At 69.2% G+C, this 24,459-nt stretch carries 27 protein-coding genes and 2 tRNA genes; 21 read left to right on the top strand and 8 right to left on the bottom strand.

Annotated features, from left to right (window positions below):
• Nucleotides 1-66 precede the first annotated feature (66 nt).
• Entirely contained in the window at nucleotides 67-1,296 is a 1,230-nt protein-coding gene (locus AQJ27_RS19340; RefSeq protein ID WP_067370187.1) for a GNAT family N-acetyltransferase, read from the bottom strand.
• A 150-nt stretch (nucleotides 1,297-1,446) separates the two neighbouring features.
• Here AQJ27_RS19340 and AQJ27_RS19335 point away from each other — a divergent pair, with 150 nt between their 5' ends.
• From AQJ27_RS19335 to AQJ27_RS19320, 4 genes are all read left to right on the top strand, one after another.
• The gene (locus AQJ27_RS19335) at nucleotides 1,447-2,619 is read left to right on the top strand and encodes a PP2C family protein-serine/threonine phosphatase (protein ID WP_067370179.1); all 1,173 of its coding nucleotides are present in this window, start codon (nucleotides 1,447-1,449) and stop codon (nucleotides 2,617-2,619) included.
• A gap of 144 nt (nucleotides 2,620-2,763) precedes the next feature.
• On the top strand, nucleotides 2,764-3,576 hold the full coding sequence (locus AQJ27_RS19330) for an ABC transporter ATP-binding protein (protein ID WP_067370177.1): 813 nt from the start codon (nucleotides 2,764-2,766) through the stop codon (nucleotides 3,574-3,576).
• Nucleotides 3,576-6,101: an ABC transporter permease gene (locus AQJ27_RS19325; RefSeq protein ID WP_067370176.1), complete on the top strand. Its 2,526-nt coding sequence runs from the start codon at nucleotides 3,576-3,578 to the stop codon at nucleotides 6,099-6,101. The genes AQJ27_RS19330 and AQJ27_RS19325 overlap by 1 nt, the downstream gene beginning before the upstream one ends.
• Nucleotides 6,098-6,553 carry an HD domain-containing protein gene (locus AQJ27_RS19320; RefSeq protein WP_235613477.1) on the top strand — a complete coding sequence of 152 codons (456 nt, stop codon included), beginning with the start codon at nucleotides 6,098-6,100 and terminating at the stop codon, nucleotides 6,551-6,553. The genes AQJ27_RS19325 and AQJ27_RS19320 overlap by 4 nt, the downstream gene beginning before the upstream one ends.
• A gap of 26 nt (nucleotides 6,554-6,579) precedes the next feature.
• On the opposite strand, the gene AQJ27_RS19315 is transcribed toward AQJ27_RS19320, so the two are convergent.
• Nucleotides 6,580-7,794, bottom strand: coding sequence for an acyltransferase family protein (locus AQJ27_RS19315; protein WP_067370173.1), 1,215 nt, complete (start codon nucleotides 7,792-7,794; stop codon nucleotides 6,580-6,582).
• Nucleotides 7,795-8,437: 643 nt separating this feature from the next.
• Here AQJ27_RS19315 and AQJ27_RS19310 point away from each other — a divergent pair.
• Nucleotides 8,438-8,632, top strand: a complete 195-nt coding sequence (locus AQJ27_RS19310; RefSeq protein ID WP_054231893.1) for a hypothetical protein — start codon at nucleotides 8,438-8,440, stop codon at nucleotides 8,630-8,632.
• 552 nt (nucleotides 8,633-9,184) lie between these two features.
• On the opposite strand, the gene AQJ27_RS19305 is transcribed toward AQJ27_RS19310, so the two are convergent.
• The 5 genes from AQJ27_RS19305 to AQJ27_RS19285 form a co-directional block, all read right to left on the bottom strand.
• Entirely contained in the window at nucleotides 9,185-9,712 is a 528-nt protein-coding gene (locus tag AQJ27_RS19305) for a hypothetical protein (protein WP_067370170.1), read from the bottom strand.
• Nucleotides 9,713-10,099: 387 nt separating this feature from the next.
• Nucleotides 10,100-10,993, bottom strand: a complete 894-nt coding sequence (locus AQJ27_RS19300) for a YDG/SRA domain-containing protein (protein ID WP_067370168.1) — start codon at nucleotides 10,991-10,993, stop codon at nucleotides 10,100-10,102.
• A 138-nt stretch (nucleotides 10,994-11,131) separates the two neighbouring features.
• Nucleotides 11,132-12,343, bottom strand: coding sequence for a DNA sulfur modification protein DndB (locus AQJ27_RS19295; RefSeq protein ID WP_067370165.1), 1,212 nt, complete (start codon nucleotides 12,341-12,343; stop codon nucleotides 11,132-11,134).
• A 1,141-nt stretch (nucleotides 12,344-13,484) separates the two neighbouring features.
• Complete coding sequence (locus AQJ27_RS19290) at nucleotides 13,485-14,723, bottom strand: helix-turn-helix domain-containing protein (RefSeq protein ID WP_079065083.1); 1,239 nt, start codon at nucleotides 14,721-14,723, stop codon at nucleotides 13,485-13,487.
• Complete coding sequence (locus tag AQJ27_RS19285; RefSeq protein ID WP_067370158.1) at nucleotides 14,720-15,040, bottom strand: putative quinol monooxygenase; 321 nt, start codon at nucleotides 15,038-15,040, stop codon at nucleotides 14,720-14,722. Before AQJ27_RS19285 ends, AQJ27_RS19290 begins: the two co-directional genes overlap by 4 nt.
• A gap of 191 nt (nucleotides 15,041-15,231) precedes the next feature.
• On the opposite strand from AQJ27_RS19285, the gene AQJ27_RS19280 reads away from it, so the two are divergent.
• From AQJ27_RS19280 to AQJ27_RS19220, 14 genes are all read left to right on the top strand, one after another.
• Nucleotides 15,232-15,561, top strand: a complete 330-nt coding sequence (locus AQJ27_RS19280) for an SCO3933 family regulatory protein (RefSeq protein ID WP_067370155.1) — start codon at nucleotides 15,232-15,234, stop codon at nucleotides 15,559-15,561.
• Nucleotides 15,562-15,564: 3 nt separating this feature from the next.
• Nucleotides 15,565-16,908: an FtsK/SpoIIIE domain-containing protein gene (locus AQJ27_RS19275; RefSeq protein ID WP_067370153.1), complete on the top strand. Its 1,344-nt coding sequence runs from the start codon at nucleotides 15,565-15,567 to the stop codon at nucleotides 16,906-16,908.
• 81 nt (nucleotides 16,909-16,989) lie between these two features.
• On the top strand, nucleotides 16,990-17,193 hold the full coding sequence (locus AQJ27_RS19270) for a hypothetical protein (protein WP_067370150.1): 204 nt from the start codon (nucleotides 16,990-16,992) through the stop codon (nucleotides 17,191-17,193).
• Between the two features lie 3 nt (nucleotides 17,194-17,196).
• Nucleotides 17,197-17,385, top strand: coding sequence for a hypothetical protein (locus AQJ27_RS19265; protein WP_067370147.1), 189 nt, complete (start codon nucleotides 17,197-17,199; stop codon nucleotides 17,383-17,385).
• A gap of 74 nt (nucleotides 17,386-17,459) precedes the next feature.
• On the top strand, nucleotides 17,460-18,122 hold the full coding sequence (locus AQJ27_RS19260) for a DUF2637 domain-containing protein (RefSeq protein WP_067370145.1): 663 nt from the start codon (nucleotides 17,460-17,462) through the stop codon (nucleotides 18,120-18,122).
• A 15-nt stretch (nucleotides 18,123-18,137) separates the two neighbouring features.
• Nucleotides 18,138-18,326, top strand: coding sequence for a mobile element transfer protein (locus AQJ27_RS19255; protein ID WP_060897042.1), 189 nt, complete (start codon nucleotides 18,138-18,140; stop codon nucleotides 18,324-18,326).
• Nucleotides 18,327-18,335: 9 nt separating this feature from the next.
• Nucleotides 18,336-18,491 carry a hypothetical protein gene (locus AQJ27_RS57360; protein WP_096239750.1) on the top strand — a complete coding sequence of 52 codons (156 nt, stop codon included), beginning with the start codon at nucleotides 18,336-18,338 and terminating at the stop codon, nucleotides 18,489-18,491.
• Between the two features lie 23 nt (nucleotides 18,492-18,514).
• Nucleotides 18,515-18,823 (top strand): SpdD protein, encoded by a 309-nt coding sequence (locus AQJ27_RS57910; protein ID WP_067370138.1) that lies wholly within the window; start codon nucleotides 18,515-18,517, stop codon nucleotides 18,821-18,823.
• A 1-nt stretch (nucleotide 18,824) separates the two neighbouring features.
• On the top strand, nucleotides 18,825-19,061 hold the full coding sequence (locus AQJ27_RS19245) for a hypothetical protein (protein WP_067370134.1): 237 nt from the start codon (nucleotides 18,825-18,827) through the stop codon (nucleotides 19,059-19,061).
• 94 nt (nucleotides 19,062-19,155) lie between these two features.
• Nucleotides 19,156-19,338, top strand: a complete 183-nt coding sequence (locus AQJ27_RS19240; protein ID WP_067370130.1) for a hypothetical protein — start codon at nucleotides 19,156-19,158, stop codon at nucleotides 19,336-19,338.
• 5 nt (nucleotides 19,339-19,343) lie between these two features.
• Entirely contained in the window at nucleotides 19,344-19,556 is a 213-nt protein-coding gene (locus tag AQJ27_RS19235; protein ID WP_067370129.1) for a hypothetical protein, read from the top strand.
• Nucleotides 19,557-19,560: 4 nt separating this feature from the next.
• Nucleotides 19,561-20,988, top strand: coding sequence for a replication initiator protein RepSA (gene repSA / locus AQJ27_RS19230; RefSeq protein WP_067370127.1), 1,428 nt, complete (start codon nucleotides 19,561-19,563; stop codon nucleotides 20,986-20,988).
• Entirely contained in the window at nucleotides 20,981-21,193 is a 213-nt protein-coding gene (locus AQJ27_RS19225; RefSeq protein WP_067370125.1) for an excisionase family DNA-binding protein, read from the top strand. Before repSA ends, AQJ27_RS19225 begins: the two co-directional genes overlap by 8 nt.
• Nucleotides 21,193-22,362, top strand: coding sequence for a tyrosine-type recombinase/integrase (locus AQJ27_RS19220; protein WP_067370123.1), 1,170 nt, complete (start codon nucleotides 21,193-21,195; stop codon nucleotides 22,360-22,362). Before AQJ27_RS19225 ends, AQJ27_RS19220 begins: the two co-directional genes overlap by 1 nt.
• Before the next feature lie 66 nt (nucleotides 22,363-22,428).
• Here the strand turns inward: AQJ27_RS19220 and AQJ27_RS19215 are convergent.
• Nucleotides 22,429-22,502: transfer RNA gene (locus tag AQJ27_RS19215), tRNA-Gly, on the bottom strand.
• Nucleotides 22,503-22,654: 152 nt separating this feature from the next.
• Between AQJ27_RS19215 and AQJ27_RS19210 the strand changes: the two genes are divergently transcribed.
• Together AQJ27_RS19210 and tig are read left to right on the top strand one after the other, a co-directional pair.
• Nucleotides 22,655-22,731: transfer RNA gene (locus AQJ27_RS19210), tRNA-Pro, on the top strand.
• A 259-nt stretch (nucleotides 22,732-22,990) separates the two neighbouring features.
• Nucleotides 22,991-24,388, top strand: a complete 1,398-nt coding sequence (tig, locus tag AQJ27_RS19205) for a trigger factor (protein ID WP_067370121.1) — start codon at nucleotides 22,991-22,993, stop codon at nucleotides 24,386-24,388.
• Nucleotides 24,389-24,459: the final 71 nt, after the last annotated feature.

Here is a 24,459-nt window from a genome sequence, read left to right as displayed (position 1 = left end):
AGAGCACATAGAGCTCATAGAACAGGTAAAACAGGACAGATGAGCCGGGGTCGCCCCCCCCCGGGACTAGAACCCGTGCGGCAACCAGGGCGCGACCGTCGACGAGAAACCCACCGAGGCCTCCGCGAGCGCGCCTTGGCGCAACTCCCGCACCCGCCCCGCCGCCGCGAGCGAGGCCAAGGACACCCCGCCGAGATACGCCGCCCCCAACTCCCGTACGGACAGCGCGAGATCGGCGGCGTCCGACGTGCGCACACAGGTCGCGCCCTTGGCGTCCCCGGTCAGCCGCCAACGCCCCTCGTTCCAGGGGCAGAACGCGTCCTCCACCTCGAACACCACGTCCACCGGCGCCTGATACGTCCGCGCCTCCAACGCGGCACCGACGTCCACGAGCCGCACGTGCAGCGCGTCCCGCATCCGCACCGCGCAGCGGCGGATGTCGGACACCATGTACTGCCACGCCTCGTCGACGGGGCGACCGAGCGCGCGCAGCGTGGACGTCAGGTCGATCTCGAAGAGGAACCGCCACAGCGCCGCGTGCGTCGCCGGGTCGAGCGCCTCCAACTGGTCGAGGCGGACGGTGAACCCGGCCCCGCGGTGGTCGCCGTCCTGCTTGATCCGGTACCGGGCGTAGCCCACGACCGCGTCGTCCCGCTCGGCGACCACGCACTGCAACGGCGACGCCCCGTCCCGCTCGCTCTCCGGGTCGAGCAGCATCGCCCGGTCCCAGCCGGGCCGCCGCGCCAGCATGCCCGGCCGGCCCGGGACCAGCCGCGCGTACACCGCCTCGCAGGCGTCGAGCACCTCGGCAGGCGCGGCGTACCGCAGACGTACGTCATCGGTGCCGGGCGGTACGGACAGCCGTACCCGGGTCGTGTCGATCTCGACGTTGTACTGGTGGGTCGCGATGCCGTAGCCGAACCGGCCGTAGATCACCGGCTCCGACGCGGTCAGCACGGCCAGCGGTTCACCCCATGAGCGGATGTCGTCCAGCTGCCGCCGCATCATCGACCTCAGCAGCCCGCGCCGCCGGTGGGTGGCCGCGACGCTCACCATCGTGATGCCCGCGGCCGGTACAGAGGTGCCGCCGGGGACGGTGACCCGGAAGGAGAACGCCCCCGCGGTGCCCACACACTGGTCGCCGTCCCAGATCCCCAGGAAACGGTCGTACTCTGTGAGCGCGTTCATCACATCGCGCTCCTCGGACGACTCCGGTACGCCCCCGAACGCGCGGATCAGGTTGTCGTACCACGTGTTCCACTCGGGTTGCCGCAGCACCCGCAAGTCAGTCGTCATACGCCATGCCTACCAGGGCAATGCGGTACGAGCGAGGGAATTTCCCCCACCTCCGGAGGCGCCGTTCACTGTGATGTTGAGCGCTCGGACGGGGGACAAGTGGGACCTCCCGTGCCAAGCACCTGGTCCGATGGATAGGGTCCCGAACTAATGGCAGCAGGACGAGAGCGGCGCGCGGAAGCCGAGACGTTCACGGCCCGGTTGAAGAAGCAGTGGCACCGGGCCCGCACCGGCGTGCGCAGATCCGCCGTCGACTACTTCCGCGGCGACGGTTCGGACTGGATCGCACTGGCCGGTCTGCTGCTCACCATCCCCGTGATCGCGGCCACGACGCTGATGAACTCGGTCTGGTGCTCCCCGGCCGCGCTGGTCCTGCCGATCGTCGCGGGCGGCCTTCTGCTGCGCCCCGCCAGCCTGCTCGGCCTGTACGCGGCCGCCGCCACCGCGCTGATAGTGGAGTCCGTGAAGCTGGGCCCGTACACCGAGGGCCCCTCCCGGGTCACCCCGGGCGTGGTCCTGGTCGTCGCGGCCTGCGGCTTCTTCGGCCTGCTGATCGCCCAGTTCCGCAGCCGGGTCGGCGTGCCCTGGCGGCGCGGCGGCACCATGCTCTTCGACCTGCGCGAACGCATCCGGGTGCAGAGCAAGCTGCCGGGCCTGCCGATGGGCTGGCACCGGGAGATGGCGTTGCGCCCGGCGGGCGGTCAGTCGTTCTCGGGGGACTTCGTCGTGGCCGCACGTACGAACAGCGGCCGAACCCTCGAAGTCGTCCTGACCGATGTGTCCGGAAAAGGCATGGATGCGGGGTCGCGCGCCCTGCTCCTCTCGGGAGCCTTCGGCGGCTTGTTGGGATCGCTCCCACCCCACGCCTTCCTGCCCGCCGCGAACGGCTACCTCCTGCGCCAGGACTGGGACGAGGGCTTCGCCACGTCGATCCACCTGGTCCTGGACCTGGACTCCGGCGACTACGAACTCTTCTCCGCCGGGCACCCGCCGGGCCTTCAGCTCAGCGCGGGCAGCGGGCGCTGGGAGGAGAAGGCCGCGGAGGGTCCGCTCCTCGGGGTGTACGACGGTGCCCAGTTCGACCCCGTCAAGGGTTCCCTGCGGCCCGGGGACGTCCTGATGCTCTTCACGGACGGTCTGGTGGAAACCTCCGACCGTGACATCGTCGAGGGCATCGACCGCCTCACCGGCGAGGCCGACCGCTATGTCGCGGGCGGTTTCCACGGCGCCGCGTGGCACCTCATCGAGGCGGTCGCCAAGGACGTCAACGACGACCGAGCCCTCCTCCTGATCTGCCGAGACGGCGCCACCGCCACCCGCTGACGACTCTGCGTTCCGCCCGCGGCGGGTGGGGTTCTCCCCACCCGGAGTCGGCGGTCCGCCTCATGGTCCCACCCCCCTCCACATCCGTACGTTCGAGACATCACCCGAGCGAACAGACGAATGCGGCGAGAGGACGGACCCACCATGGGCCTGCGGAAGAAGCGCCACGAACACGCGAACGCGGTCGCGGCCGACCCGGGCCCCACCGCCGACTGGGCCGTGGAACTCCGCGGCGTACGACGCCAGTACGGCCGTGGCGGCAACACCGTCCACGCCCTGCGCGGCCTCGACCTCGCCCTCCCCCGCGGCAGTTTCACCGCGATCATGGGCCCCTCGGGCTCCGGAAAGTCCACGTTCCTTCAGTGCGCGGCCGGCCTCGACCGCCCCACCGCCGGCACCGTCCATCTCGGCGGCACGGACATCACCGGCATGAGCGAGAACAAGCTGACCGCCCTGCGCCGCACCCGCCTCGGCTTCGTCTTCCAGGCCTTCAACCTCCTGCCCTCCCTCACGGTCGAACAGAACGTCGTCCTCCCCACCCGCCTGGCGGGCCACCGCCCCGACCGCCACCGCGCCGCCGAGGTCCTCGCCCAGGTCGGCCTCGCCGACAAGGCCCGCCGCCGCCCCGGCCAGCTCTCCGGCGGCCAGCAGCAACGCGTCGCGATCGCCCGCGCCCTGGTCACCCGCCCGGACGTGGTGTTCGCGGACGAGCCGACGGGAGCCCTGGACACGACCACGGCCGCCGAGATCCTCGGCCTGCTCAGGGGAGCCGTCGACGGCCTCGGCTCGACGGTCGTCATGGTCACCCACGACCCGGCGGCCGCCGCCTGGGCGGACCGCGTCCTGTTCCTCGCCGACGGCTCGATCGCCGACCACCTCGAACGCGCCTCGGCCCAGCACATCGCCGCCCGCATGACGTCGCTCACCACCCCCGCGTACGCCCGAGCGGCAGCCTGATGACCAGGTCCGCACCCAGGTCCGCCCCCGGGCCGGCCCCCAGGCCCGCACGCCTGCCCAACGGTCTCGCCCGCGCCGCCCTCCGCTTCAGGCCCGCCGGTTTCGTGGGTACGTTCGTCGCACTCGCGATGGCCGCACTCGTCGTCGCGGCCTGCGGCATCCTCCTGGAGACGGGCGTACGGGCATCCGTGCCGCCCCAGCGCTATGCCCACGCCCCGGTCGTCGTCGCCGCCGACCAGCGCGCCCATCTCGTCAGTGGCCACGGCGAGGACCGCGAGGACGAGGCCACCCAGGTCCCGGACCGGGCCCGCCTCGACAACTCCCTGGTGGCGAAGGCCGCGTCGGTACCGGGAGCGCGTACGGCGATCGCCGATGTGACCTTCCCCGTCCAGGCCGACGCGCACGAGACCGGTACCGCACAAGAGGCCCGTACCGCGCACGGCTGGGGCTCCACGGCCTTCACCGGCGAGAAGGTCGTGGCCGGCCGCGCCCCCGGCCCCGGTGAGGTCGTCCTTTCCGACGCCGGGGGCAGGGCCGTCGGCGACCGCGTCACGCTCACCACCGCCGACGGACCCCACACCTTCCGTGTCTCCGGCACGACCGCCTCACAGCCCACGCCCACCGTCTGGTTCGCCGACGCCGAGGCCGTACGCCTCTCCGCGCACCCGGGCCGGGTCGACGCCATCGCCGTCCTCCCCAAGGACGGCGTCCGCGCCGGGACGCTGAAGTCCCAGGTGGCGCGGGCCCTCGGCGCCTCCTCGCCCGCGCGGGTGCACACCGGCGACGAGCGGGGCGCCGTCGAGAACGCCTCGCTCGCCGAGGCCAGGGAACTGCTCACCGGACTCGGCGGCTCCTTCGGGGGCGTCGCCACCGTGGTCGCCGTCTTCACCGCGGCCGGTACCGTCGCCCTCTCGGTGGGCCAGCGCCGCCGTGAGTTCGCGCTGCTGCGGGCCATCGGTACGACCCCGCGGCAGATCCGCCGCACGATCGCCACCGAGGCCCTGCTCGTCGCCCCCGCGGCGGGAGTGGTCGGCTGCCTCCCCGGTATCGGCCTCGCCCACTGGTGGTTCGGACAGCTGAAGGACAAGGGCGCGGTCCCCGAGGCCGTCGACCTGTCCGTCTCGTACATCCCGCTGCTCATCGCCGTGGGCACCGTGCTGCTCACCGCGCTGTTCGCGGGCTACATGGCGGCCCACCGTTCCTCGCGGATCAAACCGGGGCTCGCGCTCGGCGAAGCGTCCGTGGAACGGCTGCGGCCGGGCTGGATCCGTACGCCGCTGGGGCTCGCTGCGGCGGCCGGCGGCTTCGTCTGCGCGGGCCTCGCCGCCTCGCTGACCGGCGAGGACGCGGCCAACGCGGCGCTCGGCGTGGTCATGCTCTTCATGCTGGCCGTGGCGTTGCTCGGGCCGCTGGTGGCGCGTGTCTGCGCCGCCCTGTTCGGGCTGCCGCTGCGCGGCGCGGGCGCCTCCGCCGCGCTGGCCGCCGCCAACTCCCGTACGAACGCGCGTCGGCTGGCCTCCGCGATCACCCCGATCGTGCTCGCCATGGCCTTCTCCTCGGTGCTCGTGTTCATGCACACGAGTGAGGAGCGGGCCACCCTGGAGCAGCAGCGCCGCGGCATCGTCGCCGATCACATCGTCACCTCGGACACCGGTCTCGCCCCGGACGCGGTGGCACGGGCCGCCCGCGCGCCCGGCGTGACCTCGGCCGTGGGCCTGTTGAAGACGGCGGTACTGGTGCCGGTGAGCGGTTCGCTGGAGTCGGCCACCGCCCAAGGGGTCACCGGATCCGTGCGGGAACTCGCCGCCGTCCAGGACCTGGACGTCCGGCGCGGCGCCCTCTCCCTGAAGCCGGGCGAGGTCGCGATGGACGCCTCGCTCGCGGACAGCGCCCACGCCGAGGTGGGCGACCGGCTCGCGCTCCGCCTGCCCGACGGCACCAAGGTGTCCCCGACGCTCGTGGCGACGTACGGCCGGGGCCTGGGGCTGTCCCAGGTCACGCTCGCGAGGTCCGACCTGGCGCGTCACGTGAGCGACTCCTTCGACAGCGAGATCTGGACGAAGGGCGGCACGGCGGCTGGTCTCTCCGGGCTCGGCACGGTCCGCGACCGCGCCGACCACACCATCGCCGAGTCCCGGGACCGCGCGCTCAACGCCTGGGCGAACACCGTGATGGCGGCGGTGCTCGGCGGCTTCGCGGCCGTCGCCGCCGCCAACACCCTCGTGATGACGGTCCTCGACCGGCGCGTCGAACTCGGCACGCTCCGGCTGATCGGCTCCACCCGCCGCCAGGTGCTGCGCATGATCCGCTGGGAGGCCCTGCTGGTCGCCCTGGCCGGCATCGTCCTCGGCACGGCCATCGCGCTCGCCACGCTGGTGCCGATGATGAAGGGGCTGACCGGGCAGGGACCGTACATCCCGCCCCTTTTGTACGGGTCCTTCGCCGGGGCGGTTGTCATGCTCGGTCTGACGGCGGTCACCGTCCCCGCCCGCGCGGCGCTGCGGCGGGAGACACTGGAGGGGTGACGCAGACTCTCCTGACCCTGGCCGAAATAGAGGCCCTCGCCCGTACGGCGCATGCCGCCCAGACCGACAAGGCGGGGCGGCCGTACACGGAGCACCTGCAGGCCGTCGCGGACGGGGTCCGTGAGCGCGGCGGCGACGACGAGCAGATCGCGGCGGCCTGGCTGCACGACGCCGTCGAGGACGACGTGCTCTCCGAGGACTGGCTGCGCGAGGCCGCGCTGACCGGGCGGACGAAGGACATCGTGCTGGCGCTGACCAAACGCGAGGGAGAGCCCCCGGAGTCGTACGCGAAACGCATTCGTACGACGCCGGGAGCTCTCGTGGTCAAGGCCTCGGACCTGGCACACAACGCCGATCCGGCCCGGCTCGCGGTCCTCGACGAGCACACCCGCGCGCGGCTGACCAAGAAGTACGCCGCGATGCGGGCGCTGCTCGGACTGCCGCCGGGCTGACGGCGGCCGTACCGGGTCGACGGTGGTTACGCCGGGGTCTTGGCTCGTTCGCGGGCCAGCTCCGTGGCGTCCCGCTTGAACGCCCACTCCATGCTGGGTTCCATCGCGAAGCGGAAGATGCGCCGGACCGGCGCCGTGCACAGCAGGGTGACGGCCACGCCCGCGACGAGGGTCACGAAGATCTCGCCGAGCGGCCGGTGCAGCCACTCGTGGTCGAACCAGCCCCAGTAGTCGCCGCCCTTGACCAGGAAACCGTGCAGCAGATAGCCGTACAGCGTGCCCGCGCCGAGCGCCGTGAACCACATCCTGCGGCGCGGCACCCAGGCGAAGAAGCACGCGGTGAGCACCAGCGAGCAGCCGAGGAGGGCGAGCACCATCACGGGGCCGACCCACCAGGGGACACCCAGCTCCTGGGCGCTGTCGCGGTGGTAGAACCAGCCGGGGTTCATCCGCGGTACCGCCCACCAACTCACGACCAGCGCGGCGGCGAACACCGGCACTGACAGGATGCGTACCTCGCGGCGGCGCACCAGCTGGAAGTGCTCGGGCTTCATGCACAGGCCCAGCACGAAGAACGGCAGGAACTGGAGCGTCCGCTGCAGATCCAGGTCGTCACCGATGGACGGCGACGTGGTCGCGAGCATGGCCACGAGGAGCGCGAGCGGAAGCGGCCAGCGGACCAGCTTCCACAGCGGCGTCGTCAGCCGCCAGATGAACAGCGCGCACAGGAACCAGGTGAGGAACCAGGGGTCGAGCAGGCTGATCGGCAGCGACGGATCGTCGTCGGCCCAGCGCTTGAAGAGGACGTACGCCACTTCGAAGACGACGTACGGCACGGCGACACCCGTGACCAGCCGCTTCAGCCGGTCGGCGCGCATGTCGAAACTGCGGGAGAAGTAGCCGGAGATGATGATGAAGGCCGGCATGTGGAAGGCGTACACGACCATGTACGCGGCTTCGAGGACGCGGCTTTGACCCTTCAGGGGCTCCCAGGCATGGCCCATGGCCACGAGCACGATCGCCAGGTACTTGGCGTTGTCGAAGAAGGCGTCACGCGGTTTGCCGGGCCGGGTGGCCGTGGCGGCCGTGGGGGCGGTGGCGGGGGTGGCGCCGGCCGGCTTCGAAGTCCGGTCGGACGGCCGGCTCGGGGCCGAACGCGGGGTCGGCACCCCCTCCGTCGACCGTTCTGCCGGGGGGAGCGGTGTTCGACGGGGACCGTTCGGGTGGAGCGAGTTCGTCACGAAGCCTCCCGCCAGGAACCGCGGGGAGCGGAGGGAGCGGGGGCGACGATCCAGGACCTTGCTGCTCTTGCGGGGGACGAGGCGGCGTGGAACATCTGAGGCACCCTAGCGTTGTCTGTGTGTCTTCGTAAAACTCCTGGCGTTATTCCTGCTTATCACGTGTGAGTTCGTCCGTGAGTAACGTTTCGAGTACTCCGGATTTGAGGATTTCCCCTTACCGCATGCGGCAGTTGCGGCGCCGTTCTGTCCGCATTCGTCATGACTAATTGGTGCATAACACTCGCGGGCGACTCTGGTGAAATGTCCAGCCTTCGGTGTCTTCGGGGTCATCTTCCGGGCGAACTCCGGGGTTTCTTCGTCGCGCCTGTGGCAGCAATTGGAAATTCCTGCGCACGGGATGTGTGGACACGGCAACGATCCCTCGGAATTTCCCATGCGGACGCACGGTCGAATTACCGTACGGGGTCGCACAGTTGGTCCGTCACGGGAGGACGGGGGAGCGCGGTTCCCGGGCGGCCCCGACCGACGATGTGTCACCTGCGGCATACGGGGGCCGCGTTGGTGGCACGATGGTTCTGGCGGGGGTGTGCGGGGCTGCACCCCCGGGCCGGGAGAGCGGACCGACCGTAGGGTGTGATCAGTTGTGGCCATTTCGCTGTCAGTGGTACTGCTGTTGGCGATCATCCTCGTGGTGCTGATCCGAGGGGGATCGATCAAGGCGGGGCCCGCCATCGTCGCGGTGCTCTTCGGCTTCTTCCTCGCGTCGACCGGAATGGCTCCGTCCATCCAGCGCTTCCTGGACTCGATAGCGCAGACGATCAACTCGATCAGTTTCTGATCCCTGGTTCTGATCTCCGGGCGGGACGGGCCGGCGCCTTCACCGCCCCCATTCGTGGACGCGGCCCCGTCGGCCGCGCCCAGGGCCGACCGCGCTCTCCACGCCGACTCGATCAGCGACCCGACCGACCGGGAAATGGATCGGTGATCCGACCGGCCGGCAAAACGACCGGCGAAACGACCGGCGAAACGAGTCGGTGATCCGGTCGGCGATCCGACCGGTGGGCAAAACGACCGGCGATCCGGCAGGCCGGGAAAACGATCAGGGCCGGGCCGGAGGAGTGATCCTCCGGCCCGGCCCTGAGCCGTATGGAGCGGGCGACGGGAATCGAACCCGCGTAGCTAGTTTGGAAGATCGCGTACGTCGATGAGGCCTGAACTGGGAAGACGCTGACCTGCGGCTTCTCGCAGCGGCCTCTCCCGCTCCCCGTAGTTCCCCGCCTCTTCCCGTCCGATCGGGCACGCAAGGGGCACAGGGGCCCCTCTACCGGCCTCGCGGGGGAGTCCTCGACTCTCCCGACCTCGTGCGCTCTATCGCCGCCCAGGCGGGCGCCTACGGGCGCCTAGGTGCCTTGGCGTGCAACCCCACCGGCCTGCTGAGGGAGCTGAGCTTGGTGGTGAGGGCTGCTGTGTGGCCGAGGGTCTTGAGTCCCATGGCGTCCGCGATGGCCTTGTTGATGGAGCTGATCCCGGCGGATTTGGCTGCGGCCTCGCCGAGCGCCCTGAAGGCGACGGATTCTGATGCAGGCCTGCTGAGGGAGCTGAGCTTGGTGGTGAGGGCTGCTGTGTGGCCGAGGGTCTTGAGTCCCATGGCGTCCGCGATGGCCTTGTTGATGGAGCTGATCCCGGCGGACTTGGCTGCGGCCTCGCCGAACGACTTGGCTGCCCAGCGAAACGCTTCGTGATCCGAGTCCATCGTTCGTGCTCCGCGTTGGCCGGCGGCGGCAGCGTTTCGAATTGTGGCGTTCGCCACGTCCGCTCGATGCTGGGCGAGAACACTCTGCCGCGCGATGTTGTAAGGCTCACCGGCCGCGGCCATGCGCTTGCGGGTGGCCTTCTTGAGCGCCTTGTTCACCGTCATGGTTGATCCTTTTCCTGCGCGGACCCACGCTCCCCGCTCGGAAGGGCGCACATGTCGCCACACAACGGGAACGAACCATGACGCGAGTCTGAGACCCTTGGCCGTCATCACGACCCCAGCGTGGGCAGGGCCGATCAGGCGCAAGCAGGCGTCTGCTGCTTAACCGGAAACCTTAGCGCACTGATCGGCTTCAGGGGTCGTGTTTCCCTCTTCTTCTCAACTCAACGACTAGTGGCGTTCCGTCCGGCGTGCCACGGCTCACACGTTGCGGAGCGAGGGTTCTGATCCAGAGCGGTCAGTGCCGGTCGTTTCGGGCGCCCCGCGACGCCGGAGGCCCCTTGCGAAATGCCGGTAGGTGCTGTGGTTGCTTCGTGTACGCGGCACGACCTAGCGGCGCCAGCGCTCACGGTGGTTGCGGATGCACTCCAGGCTAAGAGTGTGCTGCGGGTGGGTCCTCAGGGTCCGGCCAGGAACTCCCATCTCGACAACGGTCAAGTCGTCCTCGATGACGATGGCTCCGGCGTCCAACTTGACGTGGCAGTTCGGACACAGGCAGAGCACGTTGTCCGTCCGGTCGGGGCCGTTGTGGGGGCGGCCGAGAGCCTGAATGTGGGCTCCTTCGCTGTAGGCGCCGCCGGGCGTCTCGATGGTGAGCCCGCATACCTGGCACTCATCCACGTGCCAGCGCTTTACGGTGTTCTTGACCGGGCCACTGCGGACGACACGCTGGACAGTCGAGCTGACTCGTTCGGGCGCGTCATTGCCGACGGGGGCCCTCACGTCGTTCTGCGGTGTGTCGACGGGCAGCTGTTCGAGCTCGATGGGAGGCGTGGGAGTGCCGAGGGCAGCTTCCATACGGAACTGCCAGATCAGATGACCGTCGATTCCCAACTTGCTGCCGTAGCTCACAACTCGGTAGAGGCCGTCGTACCGGTAGCCGGACCGGGGTGCGTAGATGGACTCACACTTGCTTCCGCGGATGACACGGACCGGAAGCCCCTGGAGGTGGCTCGTCACCAATGCAGCGTTACCCGAATCGTCCAGAGACTGATCGCTAACCTGGTTGCCGGCTCCGTCCTGCCCTCCGTGGCCCGTGTAGATGATCACGTCGCCAAGGTCTTCGTCGTCCTTGTATCCACCTGACAGCACGATGGACTCGGCGCCCTTGGCCTTCGTGCCGCAAATGCCGGCGATGCGGGGACGATGCACTCCCGCCTCACTGGCGAGGACTCGACTCACGTACGGCTGGCCCACCGGCACGCTCGGGATTTCACCAATCATGTGCGCAGCTTGGCAGGCGCCACTGACAGTCGGCATCCAGTTAGTTGGTGAGCGCATCACCGATAGGTTGATCACGGCGGCGGGCCTCAGTCCCCGATGTTCAGGGGACTGAGGCCCGCGGCTGTGGCCATGTCGAGGCTAGGCGCTCGCCGCCGCCTCCGTGGAAGTCTGCGTGGGGACGGCCTCGTTGCCGTGGACGACAGTGGCGATGGCCGAGAAGATGAGAGCTCCTGCGGACTCCCAGCCGGTGCGACCAGCAACCAGCTTGCCAGTGTCAGGGTCGACGAGGTTGCCGGCGAAGATGGTGTCCTCCGGCCCGATGTCGGCCGTCTTGGTGGTGCGGTCAAAGCCGACCTTGTCCAGGGCGCGGACGGCGTCGCTGACGCTGGTCTTCCCGTCCGCGATGATGGCGTGAACCGCGAACGCGATGGCGTACAGAACGCCCGCGGAAGTGAGGTAGGTAGCTTCACGCAGTTCGGGAACGGTGACGTTGCCGTCGACGACGTCAGCGAAGCGGACCAGCTCACCCAGTCCGGTCCAGAAGTCCTTCAGAGTGGCGCGAGCCTTTTCGGGGTCGCTCTTGTCCCCCTCGAAGTGGGCGTTAACCGCCTTGTCCATGGTGGCGGGGGAGCGGTACCCGTTGCCGACCAGGAGCAGACCCGACACGTAGCGCACCGTCTTGAAGCTGAAGGCCTTGGCGGAGAGCTTGCCCGGGTTGTCCTTGAAGTACTCGACCCTGTCCTGCAGGAGCGGAACATCATCGAAGAGGTCGGCCAGTTCGCGGTTGATGGGCTGACGGCGGTCCATCGACTGCCCCATTGACGCCGTCGGAGCTTTGACGTTGCGCTGAAGATCCGCGAAGTCCTGGGCACGGTGCTTCGGGTCGTCCTCGATCACGATGATCAGAGGCTGGCCGGAGGTGCGCAGCCGTTCGATGATGGGGTCGTCCTCGTCGCGACTCTGCACAATCTTCTCGTACGCGCCGATGCGGTGCTGGCCGTCGCCGATGTCGAACTTCGCGCCGATGTCGATGGCGAGCGTACCGACCTGAGCAGCATCGATCTCGGTGGTGACGCCAGGAACCGGGATGGGCTTGAACTCGGCCTCCTTCGAGTTGAGGTAGAGCACCGCGGCTCCAAGTACGAACTTCTCCTCGGTTTCGAGGTAGTTGACGATGCCGGCCATGTGGTTGTTATCGCGGGGCCGGTTGCCGTGTGTGGTCGTCTTCACCGGGTCCCACGCCTCGGGCTTGGCAACCATCGAGACGAGGTCGACCGCGGACATCGCCGTGGTCATCATCTGACGACCACCCTGCTTGTAGCCAATGACGGGGATGTGGATCTTAGGCATCAGGGTTCCCTCCCTGTCGACGCTAACGCCAGTCTCGTCGAGGCTGAATGGGCGTCAGGTGACGAGAAAAGACGCTACTACGCAAGATATCTAGATCACAACCCGTCAGTTCTTGCGTAGTGGCACCTAATTCGTGCGTAGCGGGGTGGTGTGGGGTGGCGAATCGCGCCTTTCCGCAGGTCGTGCTGTTCTGCGGACGAATGAGGAAGGGGTGCAGAAATCCCTGCCCCCAGCTTCCATCCCGTCTGCCGTCGGCCCACACACCGTGGAGCGGGCGTGGTTCAGGGCGTCAAGGTGGAGCGCGCCACTGTACGAACGACCTTGACGCCCTGGGCCGCGGCTGCTCGGCTCTGCCTGGGTCGATGGCAGACGGGATGGAAGCACCCCCACCGTCACCCGATACGGGCCGGCACTCGCCTACGGCGCCCCGTCCATCCTGGAGCCTGAGCGCCCCCGCCGGAGGCACGTTCTGAGGCTCGGATTCGATTCCTGCATCTTCCACAGGTCCCGTCTCTCCGCGGCCTGTGGTGTCCGGCAGGCCTCAGCCGTGGCGTACCTGCTTTTTGATCACAACGCGTCCTGTCGGGTGTACGCGCGGGGTCATGCTCGCCCGTCACGCGGTCGCGCCCGTCTAGGTGGGGCCTGGTGTGCGGGGTGGGCTGGGGTGTCAGGCTCGGTCCGGTGTATCGGCCCTGGCGTGCCGGAGCGTGGAACGGTGATCACCCCGAGGCGATTGTGAGTGGCGCGGGGCCGGGGGCCGGGGCGGCGCGGGCCGAAGGCATGAGCGCAGCCCCGAGTCCCCGAGCCCCTCGCCGGCCCGCGGTGCGGGCTGGTGGGGTGGGATCTCCGTAGCGGCGACTGGAAAGCCGTGGGGCCAGCGCTCCGGATGGCCGAAGGCCAAGAGTCCCCCGGCCCTCTCCCGTGACGCTGTGTGCCCTGTTCGGGGACGGAGCGTTATCGCTGCGGTCGGCGAAGCAAGGGGGAGGAGCTGTGGCTCCAGCGACGGGGGCTGCGGTGGTGTTGTCTTCTCTCAAGTGCGCCACGGCTGAGGCCTGCCGGACTCTGCGGGTTGTGGCTTGGCGGGCCCCCTCCCCCCGCCCATCGGGCGGGGGCTTGATGAGGTAGAGAAACCTGTAACAGGTCAGCTCACGCCGCATCGGTCGGCAAGTTCCCGGAGCGTATCGGGCACGCGTCGGCCTGAAAGCTGGATCAGGTCGCGAATGATCTCGCGGGCCAAGTGGTGATCGCGTATCTGCTCTGGCGCGTGGGTCTCGGCCTCCAAGAGTGCGGCGGTTGCCTCGCCGACGTGTCGGCGTTGCGCATGGGCCCGTGCCACGTCGAGCAGGAAGCGCGCTTGACGTTCGGCTGAGAGCCCGCCGGCGTCGACTTCCGTCGCGATCTCCAATGCCAGTCCAGCGTCCCCCAGTTCCACGGCTGTGCTTACCGCGTGGAGCCTGACGTTTGTGGGGCCGAACTCGGTGTCGAAGTCGTTCCGGTCCTCGCCCAAGCGGGTGGCGATCTCTCCTGCTCGGTTGAGGTGCGCGTGTGTCTGAGGTCGGTTGCCCTCCCTTGCGTTGATCACGGCAAGCACGAGGTTCATGGCGCCGAGAAGCGACAGTTCCTCTGGTGGGCAGGCGGGGTCTTCTGCCCGTGGGTCCAAGACTTCGACCGCCGACTTTGCGGCTTGTTCGGCCTGGTCCATGTGCTGCTGCCGCATGAACGCGTGAGCCATGCGAAAGAGCCCGGCCACCACCTCCAGAGGCTGGCCGGCCATCTCGGCCGCTTGCAAGGCGCGGTCTGCGGCTACCCATGCGGCATCGGCCTGGTCCTGCCGGGTGAAGCTGGCGGCGGCTGCCTGGTAGCTCCGTGCCCTGAGTGAGTGCAGCTCGACGCGATCGGCTGCCGGCGCGTGGCGTACCGCGACTTCGATGGCGGGGAGCAACTTGGAAAGGTGGTCGCTCAAGGCTGCAAAGCTCGACGCGTGCACGTACTCCCACGCTTGGTCAACGAGGTGGCGGAACTCGGCAAGCGCGGGTACAGGGGAGCTCGGTCCGCGGTCGAACAGGCTGCCCAAGGCGGGGTGGCCCGTGAGAGCGACACGCAGGCCATCTAGATCGTTGCTTTCCGGCTCGGGTGTGTCGTCCACGAGATCCGCCGGGGAGAGGGCAGCGTCGGGCCGAACCTCCCGTACCGAGACACCCAGTGCATCAGCGAGGCCTTGGAGGATCGCCAGGCGTTCAACGGGCTGTACGCCGCGTTCGACTTGGGACACCCAGCTCTCAGACCGCCCCATAGCGGTGGCAAGGTCGGCTTGCGACATGCCTGCTGCCCGCCGCAGTTCCTTAACCCGCTGCCCGGTCGTGGGTGGGAGGGTGCTCACTTCGCGGCCTCGCGCGGGTACTTGCCGGCGTACGGCTCAAGCCAGTCCACGTCAGTCTTCTCGACGTACTGCGTGCGCTCGCTCAGAAATCGCAGCGTGTGCGGCTGGCGCTCGTGCTCGTCAAACGCTGCCCGATCAGCGTAGATCTCGAAGAAGATCCGCTCATTGGGTGCCCCCTCGACTGTGAGGCAGGCGTAGACCAGCGTCCCCGGCTCGTGCGCCCGAATTCCCGCTTCCGTCTCCTTCACCAAGGCATCGAAAGCTTCCTCCATGCCTTCACGCAGGCTGAATCGGACAAAGAGAGCAAAGTTTGCCATAACTCCTCCTTCTTCCCGCGCCCAGTCTCGCAGAATCAGAGTTTTGCTGCTACTCGCAGGTTTTCTGTTGACCCGCAGAAAAACTGCGGGTAGCTTCGGGAGTGTCAGAGAACAAGGCACCCCGGACCGCGTGCCATCCGCCAAGATCACAACGCAGTCCGGGGCTCATCCCACAAGGGGAGAACTCCATAATGCCGTCCTTCAAGATCGACGTTTCGACCGCTGTGGTGTTCGTGGCGACCGCGCCGACGCCGAAGCTGGTCAACAAGCAGACCGGAGAAATTGCGCTCGACAAGGAGACCCGGGCGCCGCTGTACGTGGTCGGCCTCCTGGTCTCGGACGAGGGGGAGGGGAACCTCTACCAGGTGGCCGTTCCGGAGACGGGCCTCCCCGAGGGCCTCACCCCCGGGGCGCCGGTGAAGGTGATCGGCCTGAAGGCGCGGGACTGGGAGAACGAGTTCAACGGGCAGAAGCGGCATGGCATTTCGTTCCGCGCGGTGGCCGTGACGGCGGTGGCCTGAGCCATGGCTGATCTGTCCCTGTGGCTGGAGGCGTCGGGCGCCTTAGCGGGTGCCGGTGGTCTCGGCTACGCCAAGTTCCGCGCGCCGCGCGTGTACTGGTCGTTCGTCGGGCTGCCGGCGGCCTGGGGTCGCTTCACCCTGAGCTACCGCTCGACGATGGATGTGTGCGGGCTGACGGTGCAGCCGTCGGGACTGCGGGCGTTCATGGTCCGCAACGTCGCCCGGCGCGAGGTGCAGCCGGTGCCGCCGCGGGTCCGCCGGGTCCGGGGAACGTCCACCGGTCTGCGGGTGACCCTGCGCCTCCCCGCGGGCCTGGAGCCGGCGGACGTGGTCGCTTCCTCGGAACGTCTTCGCCACGCCTGGGGCGTGCACTCGGTCACCGTGATCGAGACAAAGCCCGGGTTCGTGGAACTGCGCATGACCGGGTACGACGTACTGCGCCGGGTGCGGATGCCGCGCAAGGCACAGCCTCACGACATGATCGTCCCCGTCGCGCTGCGGGAGGACGGAACCGCGTTCGTCCGCGACTACCGCAAGGTCCCGATGGCCCTGACGCTGGGCGCCAACCAGTCGGGCAAGTCCATGTTCCAACGCAACCTGGTCAAGGGCCTGGCCCAACTGCCGGTGGCGCTGGCGGGCATCGACTGCAAACGCGGGGTCGAACAGTCCGCCTACGCGCCGCGCCTGTCGGCCCTGGCCACCGACCCGGACCGCGCCGCCGCACTGCTCGATGTCCTGGTCGCAGAGATGGAATCCCGCTTCGACCTGCTGAGCCTGTACGGCGTCTCGGACCTGTGGGAACTGCCCGAGAAGGTACGGCCGGTGCCGATCGTGCTCCTCGTCGACGAGATCGCGGAACTCTTCCTGATCTCCTCGAAGAAGGATGAGGAGCGCCGGGAACGCCTGGTGACGGCGCTGATCCGGCTGGCGCAGATGGCCCGTGCCGCCGGGATCTACCTGGAGATCTGCGGGCAGCGCTTCGGCTCCGAACTCGGCAAGGGCGCCACCATGCTCCGCGCGCAGCTCACCGGGCGCGTGGTGCACCGCGTCAACGACAAGCAGACCGCCGAAATGGGCCTAGGTGACGTCGCCCCGGAAGCGGTCCCGATGGTCACGACGATCCCGCCGGACAAGGCCGGCCTGGCGGTCGCCGCGGACTCCTCCGGCGGCTGGTCCCGCATCCGTACCCCGATGACGACACAGGCCGAAGCCACGGCGGTCTGCCGGGAGTTCGCCCACCTGGTCCCGGACCTGCCCGCGCTCGACCCGTTCCGCCCACACGTCCCGGCCGGCTCGACGCCGCAGAGCGTGCCGCCGCTGGTCAAGCCGGTACCGGTACCCGAGTAGCACTCCCGTTCCACCCCGGTGGGCGCGACCGCTTCGCGCCAGGTCCCTGCCCGAGCCATGCCTGAATCAGGAGGACCACCGATGTGCAACGACTGCGAGGACTTCCACCGCACGGTGCTGATGCTCGGCTCCCTGGCCCTGTACGCCGACCAGTACGGCGCCGACCACGCCTTCGTGGACGCGATCGCCCCGTCCATCGCGGCGTCCCTTCCCGAGCCCCCGCCGGGTCTGTTCCCGCCCGGCTTCGACCCCGCCGACGGTCCCGAGTACCCCGGCGAGTGGTGACCCGTGGCCACGAAGAAGACACCCCCGCGCCCTGCCCCCACCGCGACCCCGGCTCCGCCGAAGTGTGGTCCGTGCGACGGCACCGGGGAGGTCGCCACCACGGTCCACGTGGGTCGCAAGCGCCGCGCCGTCGGCAAACAGGCGGGTATCTGCCTGGCCTGCTTCGGCACCGGCGAGGCCACCACCGACTGAACTGCCGAGGTCGGGCGGCCGGACACCGCTCCCCGCCCGTCCCCCGGCTCGACCCCCGCGAAGGAGGTGAGGACATGTCCCGCTCGATCCGCCCGGACGCCGTACTCGTACAGGCCGTGATCGCCGGTGCGCTGTCCTTCGCCCACCTGCACGACCTTGCCGATGCCGCCGGGCAGACCGGATGGAAGGCATGGGCCTACCCGATCAGCGTCGATCTGCTGCTCGTGGCCGCATGGCGCCGGCTGCGGACCGCACGCAAGGACCGATCGGCGTGGACCTGGTTCGTGATCGCCTTGTTCGCCTCGCTCGGGGCGAACATCGCGACCGCCGGACTCCTCGATCTGCACAACGTCCCGGCCTGGCTGTGCATCCTCGTCGCTGGCTGGCCCGCGCTGGCCTTCCTCGGCGGCACGCTCCTGGTCCACGCACCCACCGACACCCCGGCGCCCGCCGAATCCCGTTCACAGCCTGTGGACGAACCGGGCGTGACCGAGGCCGACATGCGCCGCGCCGACCCCCCGGCCCCGCCTGCGGCCCCGGAGCTCCCGGCCGCACTGCCTGAACCCGCCGTGCCTGCGGTGACGGTGCCGGCCGCGCTCCTGGACCACGCCCGAAAGATTGCCGAATCGCACCGCGCCACGACCGGGACCCCGATGGCCGCGGACGCTCTCTCCGCCCGGCTCGGACTGCCCGGCCCGATGACGGCCGCGATCGCCGCCCAACTCCAACTCACCTGACCAGAAGGGACAGACATGCCCGTCTACCGGCGCTTCCGCAACGTGATCCGTATCGGCCCCGTCGAGGTCGGCACCTACTTCGACGGCCGCGGACGCAACCGGCACACGGCGGCCTGCACCGCCCCCGGCTGCGGCTTCTCCACCGACTACAACGACCGCGCCGCCGCCGAACTCGCCGCCCGCACGCACCGCTGCCAGCCGTAGGAGACCCCGATGGACGTTCCGCTCTGGCTCGCTCTGATCGTCATCGGCTGGCTTGGCGTCAAGCTCGCCCGCCCGCCGTGGTGGCTCGTGGCCGTGCTGCTGCTCGGCGGTTACCTGATCGCTCACAGCTTCCTCGGCCCCGCCGTCGGCGCGGCCGTCAAGTAACCCGACCTGGAAGGAAACAGACCATGTTCACCCCGAAGTACCCGACCCCCGACACCGCCCCGCCCCCCGCGGCGCCCGCACTGGCCCCCACCGCGAACACCCCGGTGACCTCGGCCCCCGCCCCGGCCCAGGCCCCGCAGACCCCGGCACGGCCCACCATCCAGCTCACCCCCGGCACGGCCGTCGCCCTCGTCGGTGGCGGTACCGCGGTGGTCCTCGTTGTGGGCGCGGTCCTGGTCTCGCTGCTCCTAGCGGTCGCCATCACGGCCATGTCCGTGGCCCTGTGCGCGGTCGTCCTCCGCTCCCTGCTCAACAACCAGAAAGGGCAGTGACATGGGCTTGTTCAGTCGCAAGGGCGACGACACCCCGTCCAACCCGGAGATGGCCGAACTCGGCCGCGAATACGGCATCGCCAAGCGCCACGGCGACCGCAAGGCCATGCGCCGCATCGCCCGCGAGGTGGGCGCGAACACGGTCACGGACGCCGATGCGGAGTCCTTCCGGCAGGGGCAGCAGGCCTACGAGAACATCCCGCCCGTTCCCCGCGCGCGCCGCAACCGCCGGCGCTAACCGGCCCCCGGAGCGGCCTCGGTCGCCAAACTTCCGCCGCTCCGGGCGCCTCACCACCTTCCAGATCCAACGGACCCGAAAGGGAAGCCCCATCATGCCTCAGCGCGCCCAGAACACGCCCATCTGCCGTGACTGCGACGGCTTCGCCACCGCCGCGATCACCACCGGTACCCGCAACGGCGACGGCTCCCGCTCCACCCTCCGTGTCACCTGCCCGGCCTGCAAGGGCACCGGCTACGTCCTGCCCGTCGCTGTCCTCGCCCGCGCCGGGAGGTGACCGGGATGTTCCGCAAACTCCCCGTCGACCTCACCCCGACCGAGGAAAGCCCCGGCCTCCGGGTGCGTGGTGGCACGAAGTACACCCGCTCTCAGGGCGACTACGTGTGCGGCGGCTGCGGTGCCGAGGACCACGCCAACGGCGACAACGACGTCAAGGCCCTGGTCGACGACTACAGCACCAACCACGGCCCCGCCCACAAGCGGAGCGGGCGGTGATCGTGTGACCGACACCGCCACCCTGGCGGGTCTCGACCCGGCCACCCTCGGCGACGTACTGAGGGTGGCCGGCTCGGCCGACTTCGACCGCTGGCAAGACCAGATCCGCCGCACCGGCGGCTGCTCCGACCCGATCCGCCTCACCGGCGCAACGAAGACGATCGACCCGACGACCAAGACCGTGCTGCACGCCTACACGACCGAGCACGAGCCGGGCGGCATGCTCCGGGTTGCCTGCGGCAACCGCCGTGCCTCCCGCTGCCCGGCCTGCGCCTGGACCTACGCCGGCGACACCTACCACCTCATCCGCGCCGGACTGACCGGAGACCCCGACAAGGGCACCCCGCACACCGTGCGCGATCACCCCCGCGTCTTCGCCACCCTCACCGCCCCCTCGTTCGGCCCCGTCCACAACCGCCCCGGCAACCGGCCCTGCCGCTGCGGCCAACAGCACCGCGAGGACGCGCCCGAACTCGGCACCCCGCTCGACCCGACGACCTACGACTACGCGGGCGCCGTGCTGTGGAACAACCACGCCTCCGACCTGTGGCGCTACTTCACGATCTACCTCCGCCGCGAGATCGCAAAGCGAGCCGGCCTCACCCAGAAAGACGCCCACGAACAGTCCCGCGTGTCCTTCGGCAAGGTCGCCGAATACCAGAAACGCGGCGCCGTCCACTTCCACGCCGTGATCCGCTTCGACGGACCAGACGGCCCCGACACCCCGCCCCCACACTGGGCCACCCTCGACCTGCTCACCGACGCCATCCGCGCCGCCGCAGCCCGCGTCGCGGTCGACGTACCCCCGGCCCGATACCGGCCGAACCCCGACCAACCGGCCCGCAGGGAGCCGGCGCGCACCGTGCGATGGGGGACACAGCTCGACGTCCAGCGGATCAAGGCCTTCGGCGACGGCGAGGAACTCACCGAACAGGCCGTGGCCTCCTACGTCGCCAAGTACGCCACCAAGGCAGCCGAGACCACCGGCGCCGTCGACCGCCGGATCGGCAACAAAGAAGCCCTCGTGCTGCTCGAGGTGCCCGACCACCCGCGCCGGTTGATGGAGGCCTGCCTCGACCTGCACGCGCTCTACCCCGACCGGAAGCTACGGGACTGGGCCCACATGCTCGGCTTCCGCGGCCACTTCTCCACCAAATCCCGCCGCTACTCCACCACCCTCGGCGCGCTGCGCCAGGTCCGCGCCGACTACCGCGCCGCCCAGCAACGCGCCGCCCTCGGCCTGCCCGACCCCGACGACACCCCGGAGGCAACCACCCTCGTGCTCTCCCACTGGACCTACGCCGGCCACGGCCACACCCCCGGCGAATCCTGGCTCGCCGCCAACATCCACCGGGACATCCAACTCAACCGCGAGACAGCACGCGAAGCCATGACCGATCTGCGTTCGGAAGGAGAGCACGACCATGAATGAGCGATACCTCAGCGTTGACCAGGTCGCCGAAGTCCTGGGTACGACCGTGCGCTTCCCTCGGCGCCTGATCGAAGAGCGCCGCATCACCTATGTGAAGGTCGGCCGACACGTCCGCATCCCCGAGAGCGCCGTACGGGAGTACATCGCCGTCAACACGGTGCAGCCGCGTCGGCGTGGCGCTGTCCTCCGGGGGGTGGCTGCCTGATGGCCAGCAAGCGCCGACAGTTCGGGCGTGTCCGAAAGCTCCCGTCCGGCCGCTACCAGGCCCGTTACGTGGCTCCTGACGGACAGCTCCGACCTGCCCCCGAGACGTTCCGCACGAAGAAGGACGCGGACGACTGGTTGGCCGACAAGCAGACCGAGATGCGCCGTGGCGACTGGCACGACCCGGACGCCGGGAAGGTGGCGTTCGGCCCGTATGCCGCTGCCTGGATCGAGGAACGCGAACTGACGACGACCACCCGGCAGTTGTACGGCTCGCTGCTGCGGCACCACCTCGAACCCGTTTTCGGGGCGGTGAATGTCGCTGAGATCTCGCCTCCGCTGGTGCGCCGTTGGCGGGCCGACAAGCTTGCGTCCGGTACGGGACCGACGACCGTCGCCAAGGCGTACGCCCTGCTACGCGCGATCATGGGTACCGCCGTGGCCGATCAGATGATCAGGCGCAACCCGTGCACGATCAAGGGTGCGAGCACCGTGCACACCCCGGAGCGGCCGACCGCCACCGTGCAGGAGGTCTACGACCTGGCCGACGCGATCCAGCCGCGCTACCGGGCGCTCGTGCTCCTGGCCGGCTTCCTCGGTCTGCGCTGGGGTGAGCTGGTCGGCCTGCACCGCCGGGACATCGACCTCGACGGGGGCGCCCTTCGTGTCCGCCGCGCCGTGGCCGAGCTGAACAACGGGCAACGTGAGATCAAGGCGCCCAAGAGCGCTGCGGGCAAGCGCACGGTGGCGATCCCGGGTGCGATCCTCCCGGACGTCCGCGCTCACCTGGAGCGATACGCCGAACCAGGTGCCGACGGTCGCGTCTTCATCGGCGCCAAAGGGGCGACCCCGCGCCGTAACCACTTCAACCGGCTGTGGCGTACGGCCTGCTCGGACGCCGGAATCGAGGGCCTGCACTTCCATGATCTTCGGCACACGGGCAACACCCTCGCCGCGTCCACGGGGGCGAGTACGCGGGAGCTGATGGCGCGTATGGGGCACAGCACCGCCCGCGCCGCGCTGATCTATCAGCACGCGAGCGCCGACCGTGATCGGCTGATCGCCGACGCGGTGAGCGGGCTCGTCGACAAGGGGCGGAAGAAAGTCCGGAAGGCAAAGAAAAAGCGAGATCGAAAGCCCAAGGGGCACGAGGGGGACACGCGGGACTGATCGGAGTCCCGGAAAGCGATCAGGGCCAGGCGGAGGAATAATCCTCTGACCTGGCCCTGAGCCGTATGGAGCGGGCGACGGGAATCGAACCCGCGTAGCTAGTTTGGAAGACTAGGGCTCTACCATTGAGCTACGCCCGCACAGAGAGCACCGCAGGTCAGTGACCCCGGCACAGGAGGCATCGTAGCGGGTCGCACCCCGTCCCCGCACACCCCGTTCCGCGACCCCGCGGACGCTCGTGAAATGCGGCAGCCGCGCTGTCTCCGGGCATGTACCCTACGTGTCGCACCGACGGGGTGTGGCGCAGCTTGGTAGCGCGTCCGCTTTGGGAGCGGAAGGCCGTGGGTTCAAATCCCGCCACCCCGACCACCAGCCGGTTCCGGCGACACGTCAGGCAACGGATCAGGCGAGAGAACAGACGCCCGACGGCCGATGGCCGGGATCGCAAGATCGCCTTTTGGGGCGTGTACCGCCTGCGGTTACTATGCAGGTTGCGCGCCCGTGTGTCTGCACTGTTACGTCTCTCAAGGGCCGCGAATCCGCTGAGGCTCTGCCTGATCTCGGCAGAAACAAACAGCAGAACCCCGCAGCAGTACCCCCAAGAAGTCAGCCACAAGGAGACCGAACCGTGAAGAGCGCCGTGGAGAACCTGAACCCGACTCGGGTTCGGCTCACTGTTGAGGTGCCCTTCGAGGAGCTCAAGGACAGCCTCGACGCGGCGTACAAGAAGATCAACCAGCAGGTCACGGTGAAGGGCTTCCGGAAGGGCAAGATCCCGGCGCGCGTCATCGACCAGCGGTTCGGTCGCGGCGCCGTGCTCGAAGAGGCCGTCAACGACGCGCTCCCGAAGTTCTACACCGAAGCGGTCAACGAGGCTGAGCTGAACGTCCTCGGCCAGCCCGAGGTCGACATCACGGAGCTGAAGGACGGCGAAACGCTGAACTTCACCGCCGAGGTCGACGTCCGCCCGACCATCGAGATCCCGGACTACTCCGGCATCGAGGTCGAGGTCGACGCAGTCGAGGTCGCCGACGAGGACGTCGAGAAGGCCGTCGAGGAGCTCCGTGAGCGCTTCGCGTCCACCTCGCCGGTCGAGCGTGCCGCCCAGGACGGCGACGTCGTCACGATCGACCTGGAGGCCAAGGTCGACGGAGAGGTGCTGGAGGACGGCGTCGCTTCCGACGTCTCCTACACCATCGGCTCCGGTGAGCTGCTGGACGGCATCGACGAGGCCGTGAAGGGCCTGGAGGCCGGTGGCGAGGCCACCTTCGCCTCCGAGCTCAAGGGCGGCTCGGCGGCCGGCAAGGAGGCCGAGGTCACCGTCAAGGTCACCCAGGTCGCCGCGCGCGAACTGCCCGAGCTCGACGACGATTTCGCGCAGCTCGCCTCCGAGTTCGACACCCTCGACGAGCTCAAGGCGGACAGCCGCAAGCGCCTCGAGAACATGAAGCAGTACGACCAGGCCACGCAGGCCCAGGAGCGTGTCCTGGAGAAGCTGCTCGAGCTGGTCGAGGTCCCGGTCCCCGAGAAGCTGCTCGAGGACGAGATCAACACCCGTAAGCACAACCTGGAGCACCACCAGCTCGGCCAGATGGGCCTCGACCTCGAGAAGTACCTCGAGATCCAGGGCAAGACGGTCGAGGAGTTCGACGCGGAGACCAAGGAAGCCGCGGTCAAGGGCATCAAGACGCAGTTCGTCCTTGACGAGCTCGTCAACAAGGAGAAGCTGAACGTCAACCAGGAGGAGCTCACCGAGCACCTCATGCGGCGTGCGGCCTCCTCCGGCATGTCCCCCGACCAGTTCGCCCAGGCGGTCGTCGAGGGCGGCCAGGTCCCGATGCTGGTCGGCGAGGTCGCCCGCGGCAAGGCCCTCGCGGTCGTCGTCGAGGCCGCCACGGTCAAGGACACCAACGGCGAGGTCGTCGACCTCGACGACGAGGAGGACGAGACCGAGTCGGCCACCGAGGTCGTCGCCGAGGTCACCGACGGTGACGAGGCGTCTGCCGAGGAGAAGCCCGAGGCGTAAGCCCACGGCGCTTCAGCAGCTGTACGACGGGCCCCCGGGGACTTCTTGTCCCCGGGGGCCCGTCGCCCTTT

The organism is Streptomyces olivochromogenes, from assembly GCF_001514115.1.
In the GTDB taxonomy this organism is placed as follows: domain Bacteria; phylum Actinomycetota; class Actinomycetes; order Streptomycetales; family Streptomycetaceae; genus Streptomyces; species Streptomyces olivochromogenes.
Note: the sequence above shows the minus strand (reverse complement) of the source record. Positions and strands in the feature narration are given on the sequence as shown.